Annotated in this window: 25 protein-coding genes; 8 read left to right on the plus strand and 17 right to left on the minus strand. The window is 48.7% G+C overall.

Going from position 1 to position 20,081, the window contains the following annotated elements:
- Positions 1-37: 37 nt before the first annotated feature.
- The 14 genes from folD to FA954_RS09040 all read right to left on the minus strand — a co-directional run bounded on the left by folD (position 38) and on the right by FA954_RS09040 (position 9,851).
- The gene (gene folD / locus FA954_RS08975; protein ID WP_037993853.1) at positions 38-898 is read right to left on the minus strand and encodes a bifunctional methylenetetrahydrofolate dehydrogenase/methenyltetrahydrofolate cyclohydrolase FolD; all 861 of its coding nucleotides are present in this window, start codon (positions 896-898) and stop codon (positions 38-40) included.
- Between the two features lie 159 nt (positions 899-1,057).
- Positions 1,058-1,474 (minus strand): transcription antitermination factor NusB, encoded by a 417-nt coding sequence (gene nusB, locus FA954_RS08980; RefSeq protein WP_037993855.1) that lies wholly within the window; start codon positions 1,472-1,474, stop codon positions 1,058-1,060.
- 89 nt (positions 1,475-1,563) lie between these two features.
- On the minus strand, positions 1,564-1,971 hold the full coding sequence (locus tag FA954_RS08985; protein WP_037993857.1) for an Asp23/Gls24 family envelope stress response protein: 408 nt from the start codon (positions 1,969-1,971) through the stop codon (positions 1,564-1,566).
- Positions 1,968-3,329, minus strand: coding sequence for an acetyl-CoA carboxylase biotin carboxylase subunit (accC, locus tag FA954_RS08990; protein WP_037993858.1), 1,362 nt, complete (start codon positions 3,327-3,329; stop codon positions 1,968-1,970). Before accC ends, FA954_RS08985 begins: the two co-directional genes overlap by 4 nt.
- A 25-nt stretch (positions 3,330-3,354) precedes the next feature.
- Positions 3,355-3,879, minus strand: a complete 525-nt coding sequence (gene accB, locus FA954_RS08995) for an acetyl-CoA carboxylase biotin carboxyl carrier protein (RefSeq protein ID WP_037993860.1) — start codon at positions 3,877-3,879, stop codon at positions 3,355-3,357.
- 187 nt (positions 3,880-4,066) lie between these two features.
- Entirely contained in the window at positions 4,067-4,627 is a 561-nt protein-coding gene (locus FA954_RS09000) for a SpoIIIAH-like family protein (protein WP_037993862.1), read from the minus strand.
- Positions 4,628-4,643: 16 nt separating this feature from the next.
- The gene (gene spoIIIAG / locus FA954_RS09005) at positions 4,644-5,264 is read right to left on the minus strand and encodes a stage III sporulation protein AG (RefSeq protein ID WP_037993863.1); all 621 of its coding nucleotides are present in this window, start codon (positions 5,262-5,264) and stop codon (positions 4,644-4,646) included.
- Between the two features lie 68 nt (positions 5,265-5,332).
- Entirely contained in the window at positions 5,333-5,953 is a 621-nt protein-coding gene (gene spoIIIAF / locus FA954_RS09010; RefSeq protein ID WP_037993864.1) for a stage III sporulation protein AF, read from the minus strand.
- A gap of 21 nt (positions 5,954-5,974) precedes the next feature.
- Positions 5,975-7,159 carry a stage III sporulation protein AE gene (spoIIIAE, locus tag FA954_RS09015; protein WP_037993865.1) on the minus strand — a complete coding sequence of 395 codons (1,185 nt, stop codon included), beginning with the start codon at positions 7,157-7,159 and terminating at the stop codon, positions 5,975-5,977.
- Between the two features lie 12 nt (positions 7,160-7,171).
- Positions 7,172-7,561 (minus strand): stage III sporulation protein AD, encoded by a 390-nt coding sequence (gene spoIIIAD, locus FA954_RS09020; RefSeq protein WP_037993867.1) that lies wholly within the window; start codon positions 7,559-7,561, stop codon positions 7,172-7,174.
- A gap of 15 nt (positions 7,562-7,576) precedes the next feature.
- The gene (gene spoIIIAC, locus FA954_RS09025; RefSeq protein WP_037993870.1) at positions 7,577-7,783 is read right to left on the minus strand and encodes a stage III sporulation protein AC; all 207 of its coding nucleotides are present in this window, start codon (positions 7,781-7,783) and stop codon (positions 7,577-7,579) included.
- A 28-nt stretch (positions 7,784-7,811) separates the two neighbouring features.
- The gene (spoIIIAB, locus tag FA954_RS09030) at positions 7,812-8,330 is read right to left on the minus strand and encodes a stage III sporulation protein SpoIIIAB (protein WP_037993873.1); all 519 of its coding nucleotides are present in this window, start codon (positions 8,328-8,330) and stop codon (positions 7,812-7,814) included.
- A complete protein-coding gene (gene spoIIIAA / locus FA954_RS09035; RefSeq protein WP_037993875.1) occupies positions 8,324-9,304 on the minus strand; it encodes a stage III sporulation protein AA in 981 nt (326 codons plus the stop codon). The genes spoIIIAB and spoIIIAA overlap by 7 nt, the downstream gene beginning before the upstream one ends.
- 127 nt (positions 9,305-9,431) lie before the next feature.
- A complete protein-coding gene (locus FA954_RS09040) occupies positions 9,432-9,851 on the minus strand; it encodes a CD1247 N-terminal domain-containing protein (RefSeq protein WP_049719936.1) in 420 nt (139 codons plus the stop codon).
- A gap of 139 nt (positions 9,852-9,990) precedes the next feature.
- On the opposite strand from FA954_RS09040, the gene FA954_RS09045 reads away from it, so the two are divergent.
- The 4 genes from FA954_RS09045 (at position 9,991) to FA954_RS09060 (ending at position 14,252) form a co-directional block, all read left to right on the plus strand.
- Entirely contained in the window at positions 9,991-11,271 is a 1,281-nt protein-coding gene (locus tag FA954_RS09045) for an MFS transporter (RefSeq protein ID WP_049719935.1), read from the plus strand.
- Positions 11,272-11,335: 64 nt separating this feature from the next.
- Positions 11,336-12,127: a phosphosulfolactate synthase gene (gene comA, locus FA954_RS09050; protein ID WP_037993877.1), complete on the plus strand. Its 792-nt coding sequence runs from the start codon at positions 11,336-11,338 to the stop codon at positions 12,125-12,127.
- Between the two features lie 66 nt (positions 12,128-12,193).
- On the plus strand, positions 12,194-12,646 hold the full coding sequence (locus FA954_RS09055; RefSeq protein WP_037993879.1) for a DUF441 domain-containing protein: 453 nt from the start codon (positions 12,194-12,196) through the stop codon (positions 12,644-12,646).
- Positions 12,647-12,947: 301 nt separating this feature from the next.
- Positions 12,948-14,252, plus strand: coding sequence for an MDR family MFS transporter (locus FA954_RS09060; protein ID WP_138615026.1), 1,305 nt, complete (start codon positions 12,948-12,950; stop codon positions 14,250-14,252).
- Positions 14,253-14,380: 128 nt separating this feature from the next.
- On the opposite strand, the gene FA954_RS09065 is transcribed toward FA954_RS09060, so the two are convergent.
- From FA954_RS09065 to FA954_RS09075, 3 genes are all read right to left on the minus strand, one after another.
- The gene (locus FA954_RS09065) at positions 14,381-15,523 is read right to left on the minus strand and encodes a conserved virulence factor C family protein (RefSeq protein WP_049719932.1); all 1,143 of its coding nucleotides are present in this window, start codon (positions 15,521-15,523) and stop codon (positions 14,381-14,383) included.
- Positions 15,524-15,606: 83 nt separating this feature from the next.
- Positions 15,607-16,164, minus strand: coding sequence for an elongation factor P (gene efp / locus FA954_RS09070; RefSeq protein ID WP_062842950.1), 558 nt, complete (start codon positions 16,162-16,164; stop codon positions 15,607-15,609).
- Between the two features lie 20 nt (positions 16,165-16,184).
- Positions 16,185-17,252 (minus strand): M24 family metallopeptidase, encoded by a 1,068-nt coding sequence (locus FA954_RS09075; RefSeq protein ID WP_062843073.1) that lies wholly within the window; start codon positions 17,250-17,252, stop codon positions 16,185-16,187.
- A 208-nt stretch (positions 17,253-17,460) separates the two neighbouring features.
- On the opposite strand from FA954_RS09075, the gene FA954_RS13990 reads away from it, so the two are divergent.
- The 4 genes from FA954_RS13990 to FA954_RS09095 all read left to right on the plus strand — a co-directional run bounded on the left by FA954_RS13990 (position 17,461) and on the right by FA954_RS09095 (position 20,050).
- Positions 17,461-18,327, plus strand: coding sequence for a C39 family peptidase (locus tag FA954_RS13990; protein WP_175413186.1), 867 nt, complete (start codon positions 17,461-17,463; stop codon positions 18,325-18,327).
- On the plus strand, positions 18,234-18,632 hold the full coding sequence (locus FA954_RS09085; RefSeq protein WP_175413187.1) for a C39 family peptidase: 399 nt from the start codon (positions 18,234-18,236) through the stop codon (positions 18,630-18,632). Before FA954_RS13990 ends, FA954_RS09085 begins: the two co-directional genes overlap by 94 nt.
- 207 nt (positions 18,633-18,839) lie before the next feature.
- Complete coding sequence (locus FA954_RS09090; protein WP_049720039.1) at positions 18,840-19,775, plus strand: DUF1385 domain-containing protein; 936 nt, start codon at positions 18,840-18,842, stop codon at positions 19,773-19,775.
- A 14-nt stretch (positions 19,776-19,789) separates the two neighbouring features.
- Positions 19,790-20,050: a hypothetical protein gene (locus FA954_RS09095; RefSeq protein ID WP_037993889.1), complete on the plus strand. Its 261-nt coding sequence runs from the start codon at positions 19,790-19,792 to the stop codon at positions 20,048-20,050.
- Positions 20,051-20,081: the final 31 nt, after the last annotated feature.

The raw sequence follows: 20,081 nt of genomic DNA on the forward strand, positions 1-20,081 counted from the left end.
GCTCTCCTCCAACAGAGGAAGCCTCTTTCTTTTTCATTTAATTTGCACGTTGCCACAGCTTTTTCGCCGCCATGACGGTGTTTTTCATCAGCATTGCCACCGTCATCGGGCCGACGCCGCCCGGCACCGGAGTAATCGCCGAACAAACCGGCGCCACTTCTTCAAAGTTCACGTCTCCCACCAATTTGCCGGCTTCATTCCGGTTCATCCCCACATCAATCACCACGGCTCCGGGTTTGACAAACTCTTTGGTAATCATTTCGCCTCTTCCCACAGCGGCGACAAGAACGTCCGCCTGGCGGGTGTGATGAGCCAGATCCACCGTTTTCGAATGGCACAATGTCACAGTGGCATTGGCCTGTTGCAACAACATGGCCATCGGCTTGCCGACAATATTGCTTCTTCCAACCACAACCGCATGTTTCCCTTCGAGAGAAATTCCCGTCCGTTTAAACAATTGCATGATTCCGTAAGGGGTGCACGGCAACAAACCGTTTTGTCCGATCATCATCTTTCCCATATTGACGGGGGAAAAGCCGTCCACATCTTTGGACGGGGAAATGGTTGCAATCACTTTATCCGGGTCGATGTGAGCAGGTAGGGGAAGTTGCACCAAAATTCCATGAATGGCCGGATCCTCATTCAATTCTTTCACTTGATTCAACAACTCTTCTTCTTGAACGGTTTCCTCCATCCGGATCAACCGGGAGTGGAGGCCGATTTCTTCCGATGCCCGGATTTTACTCCGCACATAAGTTTCGGATGCCGGGTTGTTTCCCACCAGAATGACGGCCAATCCCGGTTTCAACCCCTCTTCGGTTAATTGGCCGACTTCCTTTTTCAACTCCGCACGAATTTCTTTGGCGATTTGTTTTCCATCAATCAATTGATAAGACAACGCGCTCACTTCCTTAACATTAAAGGTTAATAATTAATTAATGTTCAGTTTATATGCTAAATACTTTGATGTAAAGACCTTCCGCAAACACTTAAAATACAAGCGTTTTCATATATAAAAAAGAGGGAAGGACCCATCCCCTCTCCTCTTTATTCAAATTTATTGTTCGGTTATTTGCCCGGCTTCTTCTTTTGCCACTCTTCCCAAAACCCCGTTGATAAACCGGCCGGATTCTTCGCCGGAAAAAGATTTGGCCAGTTCGACCGCTTCATTGATCACCACGGCCTTGGGCACATCTTTTTCATATGACAATTCAAATATGGCCAAGCGCAAGATCATTTTATCCACGGTGGGAATCCGTTCCAATGACCAGCCTTTTTTCAACAAGGGGCGAAACACTTCATCCAGACTGGAAGCATTTTGCAAAACCCCTTCCGTTAAATGCAAAAAATGCGAGCGCTCTTCCCCCGCGAGTTCGGTACTGCGCACAGACACGATTTCCTCCCGCTCATCCGGGCGAAATTCACACTCATACAATGTTTGAATCACTTTTTCCCTGATCTCTCTTCTGCTCATCAACAATCCCCCAAAAAGAAGCCCGAGCCATTCAGCCCGGTCTTCGATCTTCCCACTTTATTTTAACCAAAAAACTGCACAAGCCATTCTTATTTCACACGTGGCGGGTTTGGCTCATTATTTTCATCCCCGGAATCGTTTGCCGGCATCTTGATGCCGCTGATTTTCACGGAAACTTGATCCACTTGAAGCCCGGTCATGTTTTCGATGGCTTGTTTTACTTCCTCCTGCACTTTACGGCCCAGTTCAGGAATACTGAAACCATATTGTACCACAATGGACAAGTCAACTGCCAATTGTTCTCCCAAATCCACATGAATTCCTTTTTTCAAATTTTTGCGGCCCAACAACTGATTGATATTCGCGGCGGTTCCCCCGCTCAATCCGATGACGCCCTCGACGGAAGCCGCTGCAATCCCCGAAATAATTTGGATCACTTCCGGCGCAATCTCAATCTTGCCAATCGCATTTTGATCATACTCGTAGATTTCGTTCATTGATCCATACTCTCCTTATTTAATGGATTCTTCTCCAAGAAAAGAATGTCAAAATCCCCTTCGGCAAATTTCGGATGTTGCATCAGTTTCAGGTGGAACGGAATGGTTGTATGGATTCCGTCGATCGCAAATTCATTTAATGCCCGTTTCATCCGCTCAATCGCTTCATTGCGATCTTTTCCCCATACAATCAACTTTGCCACCATGGAATCATAGAACGGCTGAATCTTAAAGCCTTGATAACAAGCGCTGTCCACCCGCACTCCGTTTCCTCCCGGCTGCAGGTAGAATTGGATGGTTCCCGGTGAAGGCATGAAATCTTTTTCCGGACGCTCGGCATTGATCCGGCATTCAATCGACCAACCGTTGATCCGGACATCTTCCTGACGAAGCGAAAGTTTCTCGCCGGCGGCAATCCGGATTTGCTCTTTCACCAAATCCACACCTGTAATCAGCTCGGTAACCGGATGCTCCACCTGGATACGTGTATTCATTTCCATGAAATAGAAGTTTCCTTCTTTATCCAGGAGAAACTCCACTGTGCCGGCTCCCGAATATTGGACGGACCGGGCTGCTTTCACTGCCGCTTCCCCCATCTTTTCCCGCAATTCCGGAGACAATGCGGGAGAAGGTGCTTCTTCCACCAGTTTTTGATACCGCCGCTGGATCGAACAATCCCGTTCTCCGAGGTGAATCACATTTCCGTGCTGGTCCGCCAATACCTGGATCTCAATGTGACGGGGTTCCACCAGGTATTTTTCCAAATAAACACCCGGATTGCCGAAATTGGCTTCGGCTTCCTTCTGCGCAAGTGCAATCGCCCGTTTCAGCTCTTCTTCGTGATGGACCACACGCATTCCTTTTCCGCCCCCGCCGGCGGTTGCTTTCACAATCACCGGGAAACCGATTTCTTTGGCGGTCTGCACGGCCTCATCCACATCCTCAATCACTCCCTCGGTCCCCGGCACGACCGGCACTCCGGCCTCTTTCATGGTGTCACGGGCCGTCGTCTTATCCCCCATTTTTTGAATCGCTTCCGGCGAAGGGCCCACAAAAGTAATGTTGCAAGCAGCGCATAACTCGGCAAAATCAGCATTCTCAGATAAAAAACCGTATCCCGGGTGAATCGCATCCACTCCGACCAGCGTTGCCGTGCTCATCAGGTTGGTCATATTCAAATAGCTGTCTTTGCTTGGAGCCGGACCGATACAATAGGCCTCATCCGCCAGCGTTACATGCAATGCTTCCCGGTCTGCATCGGAATAAACAGCCACCGTGGAAATCCCGAGTTCCTTGCAGGCACGAATAATCCGCACAGCAATTTCACCGCGGTTAGCGATTAACAGCTTTTTAAACATTGTCATCCTCCTTCCGCGGCCGTTGTTATGTGGTTTTCACCAAGAACAAAGGTTGGCCGTATTCCACCAGTTGTCCATTTTCCACCAGCACTTTCACAATGGTACCGTTTACTTCCGCTTCAATTTCATTCATCAATTTCATCGCTTCCACGATGCACACCACTGTATCTTTTTGAATGGTGTCTCCTTCTTTTACATAAGGATCGGCATCCGGAGCCGGAGCGCGGTAAAAGGTGCCAACCATGGGCGAAACAATTTTATGTAAGGTCGGATCATCTTCCTCCGCCGCTTGCGGGGCCGGTTCCTGAACCCCCTGTTCCTTTGGCGCCGCGACGGTTTCCGGAACCACTGCTTTGGGGGTCGGGACAGCTTGTACAGGTGCCGCTTGAGCAGCCGGTTCGGATGTCGTGACCGTTGCAGAAACTCCGCTGTTTGTGCCGGACTTTTTCATGTAAATTTTGTTTCCTTCAAACTCGAGTTCAAACTCATCGATTTGAGATTCATCAATTAATCGGATCAGTTCGCGAATCTCATACGGTTTAAAATTCATCTTTGATTTCCTCCCTTAAATTCTGCCCAAAGCAAATTCCATGATAACGCTAATAGCATAACGCATTTTCAGTGGTTTGACCACCTCTATACATAGTAAAACAACCGACCCGGTTTTACCAAATGCCCCGTATGAAAAAATAAACCAGTTTCCTTTCTGAAACCGGTTTTTTGATCATTTCTTTTTTTCAACGGTATGCGACGGTCACATGATGCGGATCGACTTGCAAATGCTGGCGGACCAGACTGATTAATTTCACCACTTGTTTTTTGTCCAGCTTTTCGCTTTGGACAATCACATCGACGTGTGGAAGATTGGTAATGACCACGGCATCCTGATAGCCTTCTTTCCGGATCAGTTCTTCCAACACAGTCTCCTGATTGTCAATTTTCATCAATTGCTGGATTTTCTGATTGGCCTCTTCCACTTCCTTCTCGGGTGCTTCCGGATTGGTCAGCACTTGCATGTATTCTTCAACCATTTTTTGGCGCAAAGTGCTCCGTTGCAACTGATAACCGACAAAAAAGTCATTGGACTGATTTTCCAGAACTTCTGCCGATTTTTCCCCGGAAGAAGACGGTTCATCGACCGGCTTGATATCCACTTTGATATCCCCTTGTTTTTCCTTGGCGGTTTGCGCCACCTGCTCAGCCGGTTCAACCGGACCCGTCACGATATAATAGGCAGACAAAACGACCATGACGGACAACATCGTCACCAGCCATACCGTTTGCTTGTTCACCGACATTCAGACTTCCTCCTTTTTATCCTTTCGGTAATACAGAAATTCGATGCACCGGGACATCCAACGTTCTTTGGACTGCTTCAATCACAATTGCTTTCACCTTCAGGTTTTCCACTCCGCGCGCAACGACCAACACCCCCCGCACTTGCGGTTTTAACTTCTTGATCACCACGGGCTTCTCCCCGTTTTCACCGCGGTAGTAGGCGGTTTTTTGATCTTCGGTGTCCTGGGTGACCGAACGTTTCCCGCCGTTTTTATCCGTTTCTGTCGTCACTTGGCGCGATTCTCTTTTATCCACTTGCAGAACCTCTTCCACGGTCGAATTCAAGTTGACGATGACGGAAACATCTTCCACCCCCACGATCTTGCTCAACACTTCCTCCAGTTCTTTTTCGTACCTCTGCTCGTATTCCACCATGCTGAGGGCATCGTTTGCGGAAGTGGTCACAGCCGCCGGTTTGGCATCGGCTTCCGCTTGGGGAGAATCATTTTTATCCGGCGGCAACGAAGCTTCTCTCACTTGGATGAAGGATGAAAGAATCATAATCGCCACACCCGAAGCCCCCAAGATCAGGATCCATCCCAACCGCTTCGACTTCTCCCCGTCCCCTGTCGTGTTTTGGAAAAGCTTTTTGAACATGTTTGCTTTTCACCTCCGTCTTTGATGGTTATGTAAACCCGGTGACCATGACTGTAACCGGCAAACATCTACTCCCCCCGCACTTCCACATGAATTTTTTCCTTGGGTACATTCCAATGGTTTTCAAGATAATGCATCACATCCCCTTGCAGTTTTTTCCGGTTCGCTTCCTGATCTTTTTCTTTGGCAATGTCGCCGGATTTTCCCACATTGATTTCAACGGGTTCAATGGACCGGTCCGTTTGCGACGCCGGGGAAGATCGGGGCCGCATGACCACCAGGATGCCTTCGATTGCCTGCTCGTTTCCGTCCATTTTTAATTTCACATCCGCTTTTTCCACTTCGGCTTGGAAGCGCTGTTGCAATTCGTCTTTCAACTGCTCCCCGATCCTTGCTTCAGCTTCTTGCCGGATCCATTGTTGTTGTTCCTGCTTGAGGGCTTCCCCTTTTTGTTTTATTTCTTCCATCGAAACTTCCCTGGACAGCGCCGGGTTTGAACTGAGAAAGGCAAAGGATCTTAAATCATGGTCTTCCGAGAGCAATTGGAAAACGGGTGACAACATCGCCAAAATGATGAGCAGCCCCATCACCAATTTCACATATCTGTCCAGACGATTATTCGGCAATAATAAATCAATAAAGGTGGCGATCAAAACCAAGAGGACAATTTGCTTCAACCAATCACTCATCCAGGAGACCATCTGTTTCACCTACCTGATCATGGCGGAGATGTTACCGGCCGCTACCAATATGGTTACGGAGAGAAAAAACATGAGCCCGACGGTTGCCAAAGACGCAAAGATATAGATCAGCGTCTTGCCGATCGTGTTTAAACTTTCGATGATGGGGCTGCTTCCCAAAGGTTGCATGACGGCAGCCGAAAAATTATAGATAAAAGCAAGCGATAGTATCTTCAACGCCGGGAAAGCGCAAATAAACAGGAGGATCAGCACCCCGGAAAGCCCCACGGTGTTTTTCACCAGCAAGGAAGCGCTCATGACGGTGTCTGCCGCTTCAGATATGGTTCTTCCCACCACCGGCACAAAATTCCCCGTAATATATTTGGCGGTTCGAAGCGTAATCCCGTCGGTCACCGCACTGGTGGCTCCCTGAATGGAAATCACCCCTAAAAAGACGGCCAACAGCCCTCCCAATAAAGTGATTCCGATTTTGCGCAACAATCCCGCCAAGTGATTGACTTTGTACTTATCCGTAATGCTGCTCACGATGCTAAGCACTGCCGAAAAAAACAACAGCGGAAAAACAACGGTATAAATCAACGTTCCAATAATGTGGATCATAAAAACAATCAAGGGATGAAAAAGGGACACGGACACCACATTGCCCATCGTCACCATCAGCGTCATCATCAACGGAACCAAAGACAGCATGAAATCGGTCATGCGCCCGATCGCCAGCTTGGCCGAATCGACGGCGACATAAAAACTGTTCACCGCTAAAATGATCACCACCATAAACACGATGGCATAGGCCACTTTACTGACCTGATTTTGTTCAAACGCTGTCTGGAGTGTTTGCAAAATCATGCTGAAAACCGTAAGGATGATGATGCTGCCCAACAATTTCCCGTTGTACAGGACTTCATCGAAAAAATACCGGATCAAACCGCTTAACACGTTCTTGAGGCTGAGATTGTTTTCCCCCGAAAGAATCCAATCAAAAATATCCTTTGAACTCTGCCCGCCCAAATACTTTTCATAATCTTGCGCAATTTGTTTCCAAAAATCCTCGACTTGTTCGGTTTGCAACTGATCCAGGCGGGAACGGATCATTTCATTGACCACCCGGGAATCCTCCTCGTTTTCAGCAGTGGACAAGAGAGGAAAGCCTGTGATCAAAATCAATATCCATCCAAGCAAAATCTTTTTCTTCATTCCCTTTCATCCTTACGCGGGCAGAATTTGGATAATAGTCTCAATCATCACGGTAATGATCGGAATTGCCATCACCATGATCAAAATTTTTCCTGCCAGTTCAATCTTGGACGCAATGGAATCTTGTCCGGCATCCCTTGTCACTTGTGCCCCAAACTCGGCAATGTAAGCAATTCCGATGATTTTCAAGATGGTTTCCAAGAACAGATCATTCACCTTGGCCAGATGCGCCAGATCCTTCAAGATGCCGATCACTTCCCCGATTTTGGTTGCCAGGAAGATAAAAATAACCACGCCGACAAACAGCGCCAATGAGAATGCAAAAACGGGGCTTTGTTCTTTTACGGCCAGGACAAGGAATGTGGTGATGAGGCCAAGGCCCGCCACCTGGATGATTTCCAAGCGGATCGCCTCCCATCAAGTACGAAACAAAAAGACATTTTTAATGGTTTGAAACAAATCCTGAAGCAACATTGCAACCATAAACAAAACGACGACAAAACCAAACAAGGTCACCCAATGAGCGAAATCTTCCTTGCCCATTTGTTTTAACACCGTGTGAATCATGGCCACGATGATTCCGATCCCCGCAATCTGGAATACCGAATCCAAATGGTAAGGCATAAAGCCAGCACCACCCCTTCATCCAAGTTTAAAACATCAAAATCACCAGAAGGGCTCCAGACAATACTCCGAGTGTTTTCACCATTTTTTCATAGGTTTCTTGTTCTTCCCGGGCTTTGTTTTCTTCCATTTGCAAGTTTTCTTGCGCCAAATCCAAGTGATGCAATTGATCCGACCGGTTGGAACTGCCCAACACTTGACACAGTTTAAGGACGATGCCTTTCTCCTCTTCCCCCATCACGGTTTTTTTCCACTTATCCTCAATGGCCTTTTTCAAGCATTCATAGGTGGATTTGCCATCCGAAGATTTTAAATTCCGGCCCGCTTCAAGGAAGACCGGCTTTAATTCGCCGCTTGCCGCTTCGGCAATGCGTTCGAATGCCTCGGCGAGCGGCCTTGTCCCATAATTGATCTCGGTTTTTAAAATTGCCAAACCGGAGCGGAGTTCTTGTATTTGCCGCGGACGCTTCCGGAGTTGCCGGGCCGAGTCAAACCCAAGCTTTGACGTCGCCATGAGGATCAAAACCGCCCCCAAAACTTTCAACATAACGTTCCCGGCCTTCCTGCCCTTTGCCTTGTATCCAGCCGCTCAAAAAATTGATTAAAAACGCCTTCCACCGTTCCGGGGCCTTTTCTCCTGCTTAACAAGACAATCCGGGTGAAAACCTTTTCCTGCAAAAGTTCCTTCAACACCGGACGCGCGGCGATCTCCTTGATGGATTGCCCGTGAACCGTGGCAAAGATGTGAACCCCCGCATAAATCGCTTCATGGATGGCATCGCTGTCCGCCTTTCGCCCGATCTCATCCACCACCAGGATATCCGGTGACATCGAGCGGATCATCATCATCATTCCTTCCGCTTTCGGGCACCCGTCCAACACATCCGTCCGGGGACCGACATCATGCTGGGGGATCCCTGCCACACAACCGGCTATTTCCGACCGTTCATCCACAATGCCGACTTTGAATGCCGGAAACAACGTGCTCCCTTCACTGGCCCGGCGGGCAAGGTCACGGATCAGTGTGGTCTTCCCGCATTGGGGAGGAGACACAATCAAAACGTTTTCCGCTTTTTTGTGATGAAACATATAAGGGAGCAACGGATCTGCCACGCCGGGAACCTGCCGGGCGATCCGGACATTAAAACCGGTGATGTCGCGGAGATATTTGACTTTCCCTCCCTCCACAATCACCTTTCCGACCAGTCCGATCCGATGCCCGCCTTCCACTGTCACATATCCCTGCCTTAACTCTTCATCCATGGTGTACAAAGAATGGTTGCTGATCAGATTTAAGAGATTCAGACAATCTTCCTTGTTCGGAATCATGGCATCGTGCGGCTGTTTGGAAAGGCGCGAAGACCTGCTGACAAACCACGACTCTTCATTGGTGACGATTTCCAGCGGCCTCTCCTGGCGGACTCTGACTTCTTCCAAACACTCCAATACCGGAGAAGGAAGCGCCCGGATCACCTCACGGAGGGAAAGCGGAAGAACTTGAAGAACCGGCTGAAAAGACATGGAGCACCTCCTGTCCCAAACCTTTTTTCTTATTCCCATTCATATGTGGACTTGTTTTGAATATGACAAGCAATGCGGACAAAATCACCGCGACCGTAAAAGCAAAAAAAGAGCGGGGCGCCCTTTTTCAGTCCGTCCCGCCATCCATGATTTCTTTGGCTTCTTCATCGTGTATGTCTTGTAATTCCAGCACCGTATTACACTTGGGACAAAGAAGTTCAATGGAGTCGTCTTCCAAATCTTCCGCTTCCACCACGACTTCTTCCCCGCATTCGGGGCAAACCACATACACCGGTTCATCAAACTCTTCGTCATCTTCATCGTCATAAACCAATAATTCCAGATCATTCAAATCTTCATCCACGGCTTCCACATATTCTTCCAATTCCGACTGTCGCCGGTCCAATTGCTCAACGGACTCGACCAACTGATCCACAATGTCCAACAGACGGTGCAACGCTTTGGATTCCACGTGATCCCGGTGATTTTCATCACCTTCCAAAAGTCCCTCAATATAAGACAAATCCCGTTTTAAGTTGACATACATACAATCACCTCATCGTCCCTGATGATTTTTCCTTAGTGTGTCTTTTTCACCGGAGACACAAACAAATCAATAAATGGAAACAAGTTTTTTCGGAAAACGGGACATTCTAAACCAATAAAAAACAAAAGAGGTGAACCGAATGCCTCATCATCAAATGGCGTCAAAAGAAAAAAATGCCGCGGCTGATTCTGCGGTTTTACTCACATTAAGCACCATTCCGTTTATTATGGTGATCGGAAACTCGATGCTGATTCCGGTATTGCCGACAGCCGAAAAAGCACTGAATGTAAATTCATTCCAAGTCAGCCTGCTCATTACTTTGTTTTCCATCCCTGCAGCCATCGTCATTCCCGTTGCCGGGATTCTGGCGGACCGGATCGGCCGCAAACAAATTGTTTTTTACAGTTTGCTTTTATATGGCTTTGGGGGGTTGTTGGCCGGCTTTTCGTCCATCGTTCAAGGCGGATCTTACACCATGGTTTTGATTTCAAGGATCATCCAGGGAATTGGTGCCGCCGGAACCGCTCCGATTGCCATGGTCTTGTTGGGGGATTTGTACCAAGGGCAAGCCCGGAGTAAATCGCTTGGCATTTTGGAAGCCTCCAACGCATTCGGGAAAGTGATCAGTCCCATTCTCGGTTCACTCATTGCACTGATTACCTGGTATGCCATGTTTTTTATTTTTCCTCTCTTGTGTGTGCCGGTGGCCATCGCCTTGTGGAAAGTGATCGAAGAACCGTCCAAAAAAGAAAAGCCCCAACCTTTGCGGGAATACAAACAACATATCCGCCAAGTCTTTCAACGCAGGGGCTCCTGGCTTGTCATTACCTTTTTGTCCGGGTCTTTGATCATGTTCACCATGTTCGGGGTTTTGTTTTACCTCTCTGATTTCCTTGAGGAATCCTTCCGCATCGGTGGCGTGGTCAAAGGGTTTATTTTGGCCATCCCGTTGCTCGCCTTGTGTTTAACCGCATACTTCACGGGAACTCATGTCAAAGAAAAAACGCACCAGATGAATCATTTGATTGTGATCGGTTTGATCATCACCACCATCGCCACTGCGGCCATTCCCTGGTGGCCCAATGTCTATTGGCTGATCCTCTGCTCTTTTGCCATCGGCATCGGAAGCGGATTGATCCTCCCCTGTTTAAATACGTTGATCACCTCCGCCGTCGGCATGCAGGAGCGCGGTATCATCACTTCGTTATACAACAGCGTCCGCTTTTTCGGAGTGGCCCTCGGCCCGCCGGTTTTCGGCGCTTTGTCATCCCATCCGTATCTTTTGTTTCTCGGGCTGGCAGCCATATTGTTTGTCATGATTTTCCTGACCCGGAAATTTATCGACCGTCCTCAGCGGTTGCGGGGAAAAGACGGAAGAACCCGGTTGTTGCTGCGGAAAAAGAAGCTTTCGCCTGTCTGAAGTGTTACATGCGGATTCGCCGCGCATAAAAATAAGATGTAATTCATTTCAGGAGGCGAAATCCATGAATCAGTCATTATGGCCGGATGCACTCGTTTCATCCCGAAAGCGCCCGCCAAAACCCCGTCAGAACGGTTTGACCATGGTGATTGACAAGGGGTTGGGGTTGAGCGCTTTTTGCGATTTGCTCCAGCTCGCCGGCGAATATATTGATTTTCTCAAGTTGGGCTTTGGCACCGCCGGAATCACTCCGCCCGGTATCTTACGCAAAAAAATAGAACTCGCCCGGCAATCCAATGTATCCATTTACCCGGGCGGCACATTTTTGGAAATTGCCCATGCCCAAAATAAGCTCCAACCGTACTTGGAGACCCTCGCCGGATTAGGGTTTGAATGGATTGAAGTTTCCGACGGATTGATGGAATTTTCCCCGGCCGAGCGCTCCCGCCTGATCCAACTGGGGCAAGAAATGGGTTTTCGCGTCATCACTGAAATCGGAAAAAAAGCATCAGGCGTCCCCCTTGATTTGAAATCGTTTTCAAACATCTATGAACGGGACCGGGAGGCGGGAGCCGCCTTTGTGATCGTGGAAGGAAGAGAATCAGGAAAAAATGTCGGGATCTATGATGAAAACGGGCAAATCCGCCGGTCCATGCTGGAATACATCCGGAACCAAACCGATCCCGACACCATTTTATGGGAAGCCCCCCAAACCCATCAGCAAATCCAACTTCTTCATCTCCTCGGCCCGAATGCCAATCTGGGAAACATTTCACCCCATGACATCCTGTCACTGGAATGCTTGCGCAGAGGCCTTCGGGCCGATACCTTCCGGCCGGGCGACCCCCGCACTTAAACATTCATAAATCAACCCTGTCCCACATATTTTTAGTACAAACTTGACAGGACAGGGGTTAACCGAATGAATCCCGATCTTCTTTTAGTGACCCTTATCATCATTGGCGTCATCGGACGATCGCCGTTGATCGCAACGGCATCCAGTTTGTTGCTCATTCTTAAATTGATTCATTTGGAGCGGTACTTCCCTGCTTTGGAACGAAGAGGGCTGGAATTCGGATTGTTATTTTTAACCATTTCCGTTTTGGTCCCTTTTGCTTCCGGACGAATCCAAAGCAAAGATGTTCTATCCGTTTTTATCACGCTTCCCGGGATTTTGGCACTCATTGGCGGGGCCTTGGCTACATATATGAACGGAAAGGGATTGGACCTTTTAAAAGTGGATCCGCAACTCATCGTGGGGCTTGTGATCGGCTCCATCTTCGGCATTTTGTTTATGCGCGGCATTCCGGTCGGCCCTTTGATGGCCGCAGGAATCACGGCTTTTTTGCTCCGGCTTTTGAAATGGCTTTTTTGAATCCGGTAAAAAAAGATTGCAACCGGTTTGATCTTTCACTAAAATAAAAGTACATCATTTTCAAAAAAATCAAGGAGGCGGAAAGGATTATGAAAAATCTGCAAATTGCGGACGTGTTTCCCCTGAAAAAACCGGTGATCAAACAGATCCATCAAGGCAAGGCCCCTGTAGGCAAATTAAATCCTTTCCGCCCCGATGACGGATAAATTCTTCTTTTGCTGGGACTTTTATCTCCAAAAGAAGCCATGGGTAAGGATTTTCTTGCCTGTGGCTTCTTTTTCTTTTTATAAGGGGGAGTGCTGTGCGAATTCGAGATTGGGACCAAAATTTAAAAGTCCGGCTCTTCGGAGAAGGGCTGATTCACATCCTTTTTTGGATGTATATCCCGTTTATGTCCATATTCTTCGCCGACGCTTACGGGAAAAAAACCGCCGGGATCTCGTTGATTCTGTCGCAATTGGTAAGTGTCCTGGCCAATCTGGCCGGAGGTTATTGTGCCGATCGCTACGGACGGAAAAAAATGATGGTTATCGCCTCCGTCGGGGAAGCCGTCACCTTTTTCTCCTTTGCATTGGCCAATTCGCCTTGGTTTTCCTCACCGGGTTGGTCATTTGTCTGCTTTACCGTTTTAGGGGCGTTTCAATCCATTTATTGGCCGGCAAGTCACGCCATGATCGCGGATGTGGTGGCCGAAGAGAACCGGAACCAGGTTTTTGCCACCTTTTACACCGCGTCCAATCTGGCCGTGGTCGTCGGACCGGTCTTGGGCGGATTTTTCTTTTTTCAACACCGGTTTGAATTGTTGCTGGCATCGGGCCTGGCCACTCTGTTTTTATCTGTTTTGATCCAAAAATATGTCCGGGAAACGGCCCGGCTCCGGGAAGGAAACGCCCCTGCGTCCGGAAACGGGAGATGGATTGCATTTGCCAAACAAAATTTGCGGGACTACCGGATTATTTTTTCCGACTTTAACTTCATGCTTTTTATCCTGGCAGGCATCCTGGTTTCCCAAACCTTCATGCAACTGGATTTGATCATTGCCGTTTATGTCACAGAATCCATTCCGGTTCAAACCCTGCTTCAATGGGGTTCTTTCAAAGTCGAAACGGGAGGCGCTGGATTTTTCAGTTGGCTGATTACGGAAAACGGTTTGATGGTGGTTCTTTTTACGGTTTGGATCACCAAAATGATCCGCTCTTTTCACGAAAAGAACGTTTTTGTCACCTCGTCTCTGCTGTACGGCCTTTCCATGATTTTACTTGGCATGACACATCTGTGGTGGCTCGCCTTTTTGGCCATTTTTATTTTTACCATCGCTGAAATCCTGGTGGTCGGATTGCAGGACAGCTTTATTTCGAAACTGGCTCCGGAGTCCATGCGCGGACAATATTTTGCCGCGGCCAGTCTCCGGTTTTCCATCGGAAAAACCATTGCTCCCGCCGCCATTCCCTTGTCGGCATGGGTGGGATATCCGTGGACCTTTGCCATTTTGGGTTTGATTGCTTTTACCGGGGCATTTATGTATCATCTCATGTTCCGGAACTTACGGCATCGTCCGCTTCCGTCCGGCCATCTAAAAAAACGGGGATCCCAAAAAGCGGTGTAGTCCGGAAAGAACCGGTGTCCGGGCGGAGATTAGAAACGCCATGAAGATAAAAAAAGCGGATGAGATGTTCATACTCTGAGCATCCATCCGCTTTCTGCCTTCTTCAGGAAAAAAATCCGCGCCGTGTTTTATTTTTTTTCTTCTTCCATCCGCTTCATCATTTGCTGCCAAACCGTTCCGCTGGCTTCTTCTCCCCGCTTAATGCGTTCCAAAGCCATTTGGGCTTGTAACCGCACTTCGAATTCGGCGTCATTCACAGCTTCTTCCAAAGCAGGAATCGCGCTTTCATCGCCGACCTCAAACAAAAACCGGGCGGCACGCCAGCGCACCAGTTTGTTCGGATCTTTCAACGCTTCACACATCGCCGGAATGGCTTTGGGATTCCCCAGATCCGACATCGTATCGCCGGCTGTGCGGCGGACAATGGCCGATCGGTCCTTCAGGGCTTCTTCCAGATACGGAAGCACCCGCTCATCTTCCAAAAACCCGAGATACACCACGGCCAGGCGGCGAATTGCCGGCTTTTCGTCTTTCAGCGCTTTTTCCAGCAAATCAAGATCCCCGAGTTCCGGTTCAAATTGTTCCAAAGCAGCATACCGTTTTTCCCACTTTGGAGAAGTGAATGCTTTTTCCACTTCTTCCCGGCTGATTCCTTTATCTTTTGTCTCCGTCTCCCCGGAAAACGCCCGTTTCACCAGATTTTCCAGCCGCTCTTTGTCATAGGCGGCAGAAATTTCTTCCACGATTTGGTTTCCGACTTCTTCAATCTCCCCGTATCGCGGCTTTTGTTCAACCCATTGCCGTTCAAAAATCAAATTGGAGGTCGTTCCCTGGACTTTCATCACTGCTTCTTTAAAGCGATCCGGCAATCCAAAACGATACTCTTCCCCGTCTTTCAACAGTTTCACTTGCATGGGGATCTCTTTCAACTTTTGAATTAAAACCGTGATTTCCCCGAAAGAAGACGATTCTTCCTCCACCGTTTGTTCACTCTGTCCTTCACTTTTGCCTTCGGCCTCCCCGAGGATTTTGCGCGCTTCGGCCAAAACCGCCGGCCAATCCGCTTTGGGATGCCGTTCCAAAGACAAAAAGTCCGATACCTGAAAAACGCTTGTCACTCCGTCAATCGCCAGCAGCTCCCGGATGTGGTCCGGCGCTTCATCCGCTTTCTTCTTGGAAAAATTGTAACTGACTCCGTCCGGAAGCGCCTCATCCATATTTAACTTCATCACGTTGGGACTGGGGGTCGGTTCAATGGATACGATCCTCATGTTATCCCATCCTTTGCTTCAAATAATCCTTTAAAAAACGGATAAAACCCCCATAGCAAAGCTACAGAGGTCTCATCTTCCCCTCAGGCACGGGATACATACTCACCACTGCGCGTATCAATGATGAGACGGTCTCCCTCATTGATGAACAAGGGAACCTGCACGGTAAACCCGGTGGACAATTTTGCCGGTTTGCTTCCGCCGGTGGCCGTGTCTCCCTTGATTCCGGGTTCGGTTTCCACCACTTCCAACTCCACGGTGTTGGGCAATTGGATTCCGATGGTTTCCCCTTTGTAAACCATGATTTGGATGTTCATGTTTTCTTTCAAAAAGTTGAGTTCATACTCCAGCCGTTCCTTCGGCAAGGTGATTTGCTCATAGGTTTCGTTATCCATAAAGGTATATTCGCCGCCGCTTTCATACAAGTACTGCATTTCACGTGTTTCCACCATCGCGCGGGGAACTTTCTCACCAGCCCGGAAGGTGCGTTCCTGGATGTTTCCATTTCGCAAATTGCGCAATTTGGAACGGACAAACGCCGCGCCTTTACCCGGCTTCACATGTTGAAATTCCATCACTTGCCAAACATCGTTGTCCAGTTCAATGGTTAATCCTGTACGAAAATCGTTGACACTGATCATCCTTCTTTTCCTCCCAAACTTTAATGAATCATGATGATTTCTTTGGAAACGTTTGTGATGTTTTCATATCCGGATTCGGTAACAATCAGATCGTCTTCAATCCGAACGCCACCCAAATCAGGAATGTAAATACCCGGTTCAATGGTGATCACCATTCCCGGAACCAGTGCTTCTTCTCCCCTCGTGGAAACGAGCGGCTCCTCATGGACTTCCATTCCCAAGCCATGGCCGGTGCTGTGTCCGAAATAATCTCCATAACCATGCTCTTTAATGTAATTGCGGGCGATGGCATCCACTTCTTTCCCGGTTTTGCCGGGTTGAACCCCGGCAATCGCCTTTTTGTTCGCTTCCAGGACAATTTGATAAATTTCTTTTTGTTTCTCGGTGGGTTTGCCCATCATGACGGTGCGGGTGATATCGGACGCATATCCTTGATAATAAGCTCCGAAATCCAATGTGACAAGATCCCCTTTTTCAATCACTTTGTCACTGGCAACCCCGTGGGGGAGAGCCGAGCGCCAACCGGATGCGACAATGGTGTCAAAGGAGGAAGAAGTTGCCCCGTGTTCCCTCATGATCACTTCCAAACGCAGAGCCACTTCCTTTTCCGTCATACCGGGGCGGATCTGTTGCAAGATCTGTTCAAAAGCACGATCCGCAATTTTGGCCGCTTCTTTGATCAGCAAAAGCTCCTCGGGTTCTTTGACCAGACGAAGCTTTTCGATAAGTCCGCTGACCGGCTCCAGGCGGATGGAATTCAACCGTGCCTTCAGCTTGGACACTTGGGCATAGGTCAAATGATCCTGTTCAAAAGCCAGCTGTTGAATCCCCAGTTTTTTGCAGCAAGCCGCCACCTCATCGAAAATGTTTCCTTCGTGCCGGACCAATGTATAATCCGGACATTGTTCTTTGACTTGGGCCACATACCGGAAGTCGGTAATGAACATAGCTTCTTTCTCCGTCAGCAAAGCAACTCCCGCCGTTCCCGTGAAACCTGTCATATAGCGCCGGTTGATTGGATGGCTGATCAGAATGGCTTCCAGGCCTTTTGCCGCCATCTCTTCGCGCAAACGTTGAATTCGCCGTATCATCCTGTTCCCCCTTTTTAACGGATAAACGCCCCGCAATTGGTGTTATGTAGATATTCGTATTGTACCACAGAGGAGAAGTCATTTCTTCGCAATATTATATTTTCCCATGATCCCGTTTTTTTGTCTACGTTTCTTCCCGGAGAAGAGGAAAACCCCTTTAAAAATCGAATTGTTTAATCAAAAAAGTCTGGGAGGGATCCTCATTTTGCTCCGTTTTTTTTCCACCCTTTTTATTGTTTTACTTGTCTTGTCCTTTATACCTTCCGCTGTCTTTGCCGCAAGCGCCTCCGTCAGCCACAAACGGTTCATTTCTCTTGCATCCGGACTTCACCATGGAAACTTTGACGGCACTTTTTACGACGGTGTTGCGCTTCGTTTACATCCCGCTCATCTCAAACAAGGAACGGACACATCCGGAAAATACCATTCCGGCACTTACTATTACGGTACATGGACTTCTCCTGTGATTAATGAGAATTTTCTTGAATCGATCGCCTCATGGGAAGCCAACACCCCTTTAAACACTTGGATCGAAGTGGAGCTTCGCGTCCAAAGCGGAAACCGCTGGAGTTCGTGGTACAGCATGGGGGTTTGGCATGAAAACGACCTTCCTTTCCGGCGCCATTCGGTCAGCGGCCAATCAGATGAATTCGGACGGGTTTCTGTTGACACGCTGGTTTTAAATCAGACGGTTTCAGCCGTTCAAGCCCGGGTCACCCTCTTTACGACCGAGCCCGGCCGAAGCCCCGTCCTGACTTCCTTGGGCCTCTCGGTTGCCTCCGGCAAAGATGAGCCCGGCCAAGTGCCCGGAACCGGCTTGACCAGCGCATTGGATGTTCCCATGCGTTCCCAAATGGTTTATCCGGACGGCGGAGAAGTCTGGTGTTCCCCCACCTCTGTTTCCATGGTGATGGCTTATTGGGCAAAAGTGATGAATCAACCCGGTTGGGATCAACCCGTACCACAGGTTGTCACAAAGTGTGGGATTATGTTTATGACGGAGGGGGAAACTGGGCTTTTAACACGGCCTATGCCGCTTCGGCAGGGCTGGAAGCCAAAGTGGTGCGGCTGAAAAGCCTGGCGGATGCGGAACAATGGATCGCACACCGTGTCCCCGTCATCGCCAGCATTGCTTATGGCAAAGGGGAACTGCCCGGGAGCCCGATCCCCTCTTCCAACGGGCATCTGCTGGTGATTCGCGGTTTTGACGAAAAAGGGGATGTCCTGACCAATGACCCGGCCGGCCCTAGCAACGGGGAAGTCCGCATCACCTATCCGCGCGAAGCATTTGAAAAAGCTTTTCTCAACCACTCCAACGGCACCGTCTACCTCATTTACCCCAAAGGTTGGGACATTCCGCAGGGGGACCGTTGGTAAGATTCATTCTCTGTCTATTTACTCATTTGCCCAATTCAAGTTAGAATGGACTCCAAACGGCAAGAAGCGGACCGTCCGGTGGCGTGTCCGCCTCTTCGTCCGGCATTCGTTCTGTTTCTGTGAACATTCCATAAAAACAAGGTGGTGCACCCTTTCGTGTCCGAAAACAAAATCGCTTATGGCGGACAAGCCGTCATCGAAGGCGTCATGTTCGGCGGCCGTTATGCACAAGTCACGGCAATCCGGCGGAAAAACGGAGAAATTGAGTGCTTTGAAATAGAAAAAAATGAAATCGCTTGGCTGAAGCCGCTGAAACATCTTCCATTCATCCGCGGGCTGGTTTCGCTGATTGAATCCAGCGCACTGGGGGCCAAACATATGCAATATGCCTCCGAAAAGTATGATCTGGATCATCTGGATCCCGAAGAACTGGAAGAAACAGAAGAAGAGCCGAAATCCGGATCCAAATGGGAAATGATCGTGAGCATCACCCTCATCGGGATTTTGTCTTTTCTGATCGGGAAGGTCATCTTCACCGCTTTGCCCGCTTATCTGGCAAGCATCCTGTTTGACCGTTTCACCCAAAATCTCATCGTGCAAAACTTGATCGAAGGTGCCATCAAAACCTTTTTGCTGTTGGGCTATCTCTGGGCCGTTTCCCAAACTCCGCTTGTCAAACGCGTTTTTCAATATCACGGGGCGGAACACAAAGTGATCAGCGCCTTTGAACACGGAGAGAATTTAACCGTGGAAAACGTGCAAAAATATTCCACGCTTCATTACCGGTGCGGAAGCAGCTTTTTGGTTTTCACCATTATCATCGGAGTCATTGTCTATTCATTTTTCAGTTATGACAATGTATGGGAAAGAATCGGAATCCGGATTCTTTTGATTCCGGTGGTGATCGGATTATCTTATGAATGGTTAAGATTCACCAATTCTCTGCGCCATTTGCCGGTTCTCAAATATTTGGGCTATCCGGGACTATGGCTGCAAAAACTGACGACCAAAGAACCGACCGATGATCAGGTGGAAGTGGCCATCAAAGCCTTTGAACGCATGCGGGAAATGGATGCGCTTTTGGAAAAACAGAAAACACCCGCTTCCCCGTTGAAACCCCCGGTGAACTCTCCAATACATTAAAAGGAGGCTACAAAGTGCCAAGGCGAACGCAATTTCCATGGTATTATCTGATTTTGGGGCTTGCCGCCATCGGTTTGATCTCTAGACTTGTCCATTCTCCCACATCTTTTATCATCCCGGTGCTTGTCATCGGGTTGGTCTGGTATTTTTACAAGGCGCCTCCCCGCTGGTTCATCCGCCTCGTCAGCCCTTCCCGCCCCCGCGCCTCTAAAAAGCCGCCGAAAAAAAAGCGTAAAAAACACCGGTTTCAAGTCATCAACGGAAATAAAAAATAAGTCAGGCCCTCATCCGCCGGGGGCCTTGACT

The organism is Thermoactinomyces vulgaris (assembly GCF_005886755.1).
Classification (GTDB): domain Bacteria; phylum Bacillota; class Bacilli; order Thermoactinomycetales; family Thermoactinomycetaceae; genus Thermoactinomyces; species Thermoactinomyces vulgaris.

Coding starts and splice junctions, on each gene's coding strand:
- nusB (WP_037993855.1), bottom strand. CDS start 1,474: ATGAGCAGAAGAGAGATCAGGGAAAAAGTGATTCAAACATTGTATGAG.
- FA954_RS08985 (WP_037993857.1), bottom strand. CDS start 1,971: ATGAACGAAATCTACGAGTATGATCAAAATGCGATTGGCAAGATTGAG.
- accC (WP_037993858.1), bottom strand. CDS start 3,329: ATGTTTAAAAAGCTGTTAATCGCTAACCGCGGTGAAATTGCTGTGCGG.
- accB (WP_037993860.1), bottom strand. CDS start 3,879: ATGAATTTTAAACCGTATGAGATTCGCGAACTGATCCGATTAATTGAT.
- FA954_RS09000 (WP_037993862.1), bottom strand. CDS start 4,627: ATGTCGGTGAACAAGCAAACGGTATGGCTGGTGACGATGTTGTCCGTC.
- spoIIIAG (WP_037993863.1), bottom strand. CDS start 5,264: ATGTTCAAAAAGCTTTTCCAAAACACGACAGGGGACGGGGAGAAGTCG.
- spoIIIAF (WP_037993864.1), bottom strand. CDS start 5,953: ATGAGTGATTGGTTGAAGCAAATTGTCCTCTTGGTTTTGATCGCCACC.
- spoIIIAE (WP_037993865.1), bottom strand. CDS start 7,159: ATGAAGAAAAAGATTTTGCTTGGATGGATATTGATTTTGATCACAGGC.
- spoIIIAC (WP_037993870.1), bottom strand. CDS start 7,783: ATGCCTTACCATTTGGATTCGGTATTCCAGATTGCGGGGATCGGAATC.
- spoIIIAB (WP_037993873.1), bottom strand. CDS start 8,330: ATGTTGAAAGTTTTGGGGGCGGTTTTGATCCTCATGGCGACGTCAAAG.
- spoIIIAA (WP_037993875.1), bottom strand. CDS start 9,304: ATGTCTTTTCAGCCGGTTCTTCAAGTTCTTCCGCTTTCCCTCCGTGAG.
- FA954_RS09040 (WP_049719936.1), bottom strand. CDS start 9,851: ATGTATGTCAACTTAAAACGGGATTTGTCTTATATTGAGGGACTTTTG.
- FA954_RS09045 (WP_049719935.1), top strand. CDS start 9,991: ATGCCTCATCATCAAATGGCGTCAAAAGAAAAAAATGCCGCGGCTGAT.
- comA (WP_037993877.1), top strand. CDS start 11,336: ATGAATCAGTCATTATGGCCGGATGCACTCGTTTCATCCCGAAAGCGC.
- FA954_RS09055 (WP_037993879.1), top strand. CDS start 12,194: ATGAATCCCGATCTTCTTTTAGTGACCCTTATCATCATTGGCGTCATC.
- FA954_RS09065 (WP_049719932.1), bottom strand. CDS start 15,523: ATGAGGATCGTATCCATTGAACCGACCCCCAGTCCCAACGTGATGAAG.
- efp (WP_062842950.1), bottom strand. CDS start 16,164: ATGATCAGTGTCAACGATTTTCGTACAGGATTAACCATTGAACTGGAC.
- FA954_RS09090 (WP_049720039.1), top strand. CDS start 18,840: ATGTTCGGCGGCCGTTATGCACAAGTCACGGCAATCCGGCGGAAAAAC.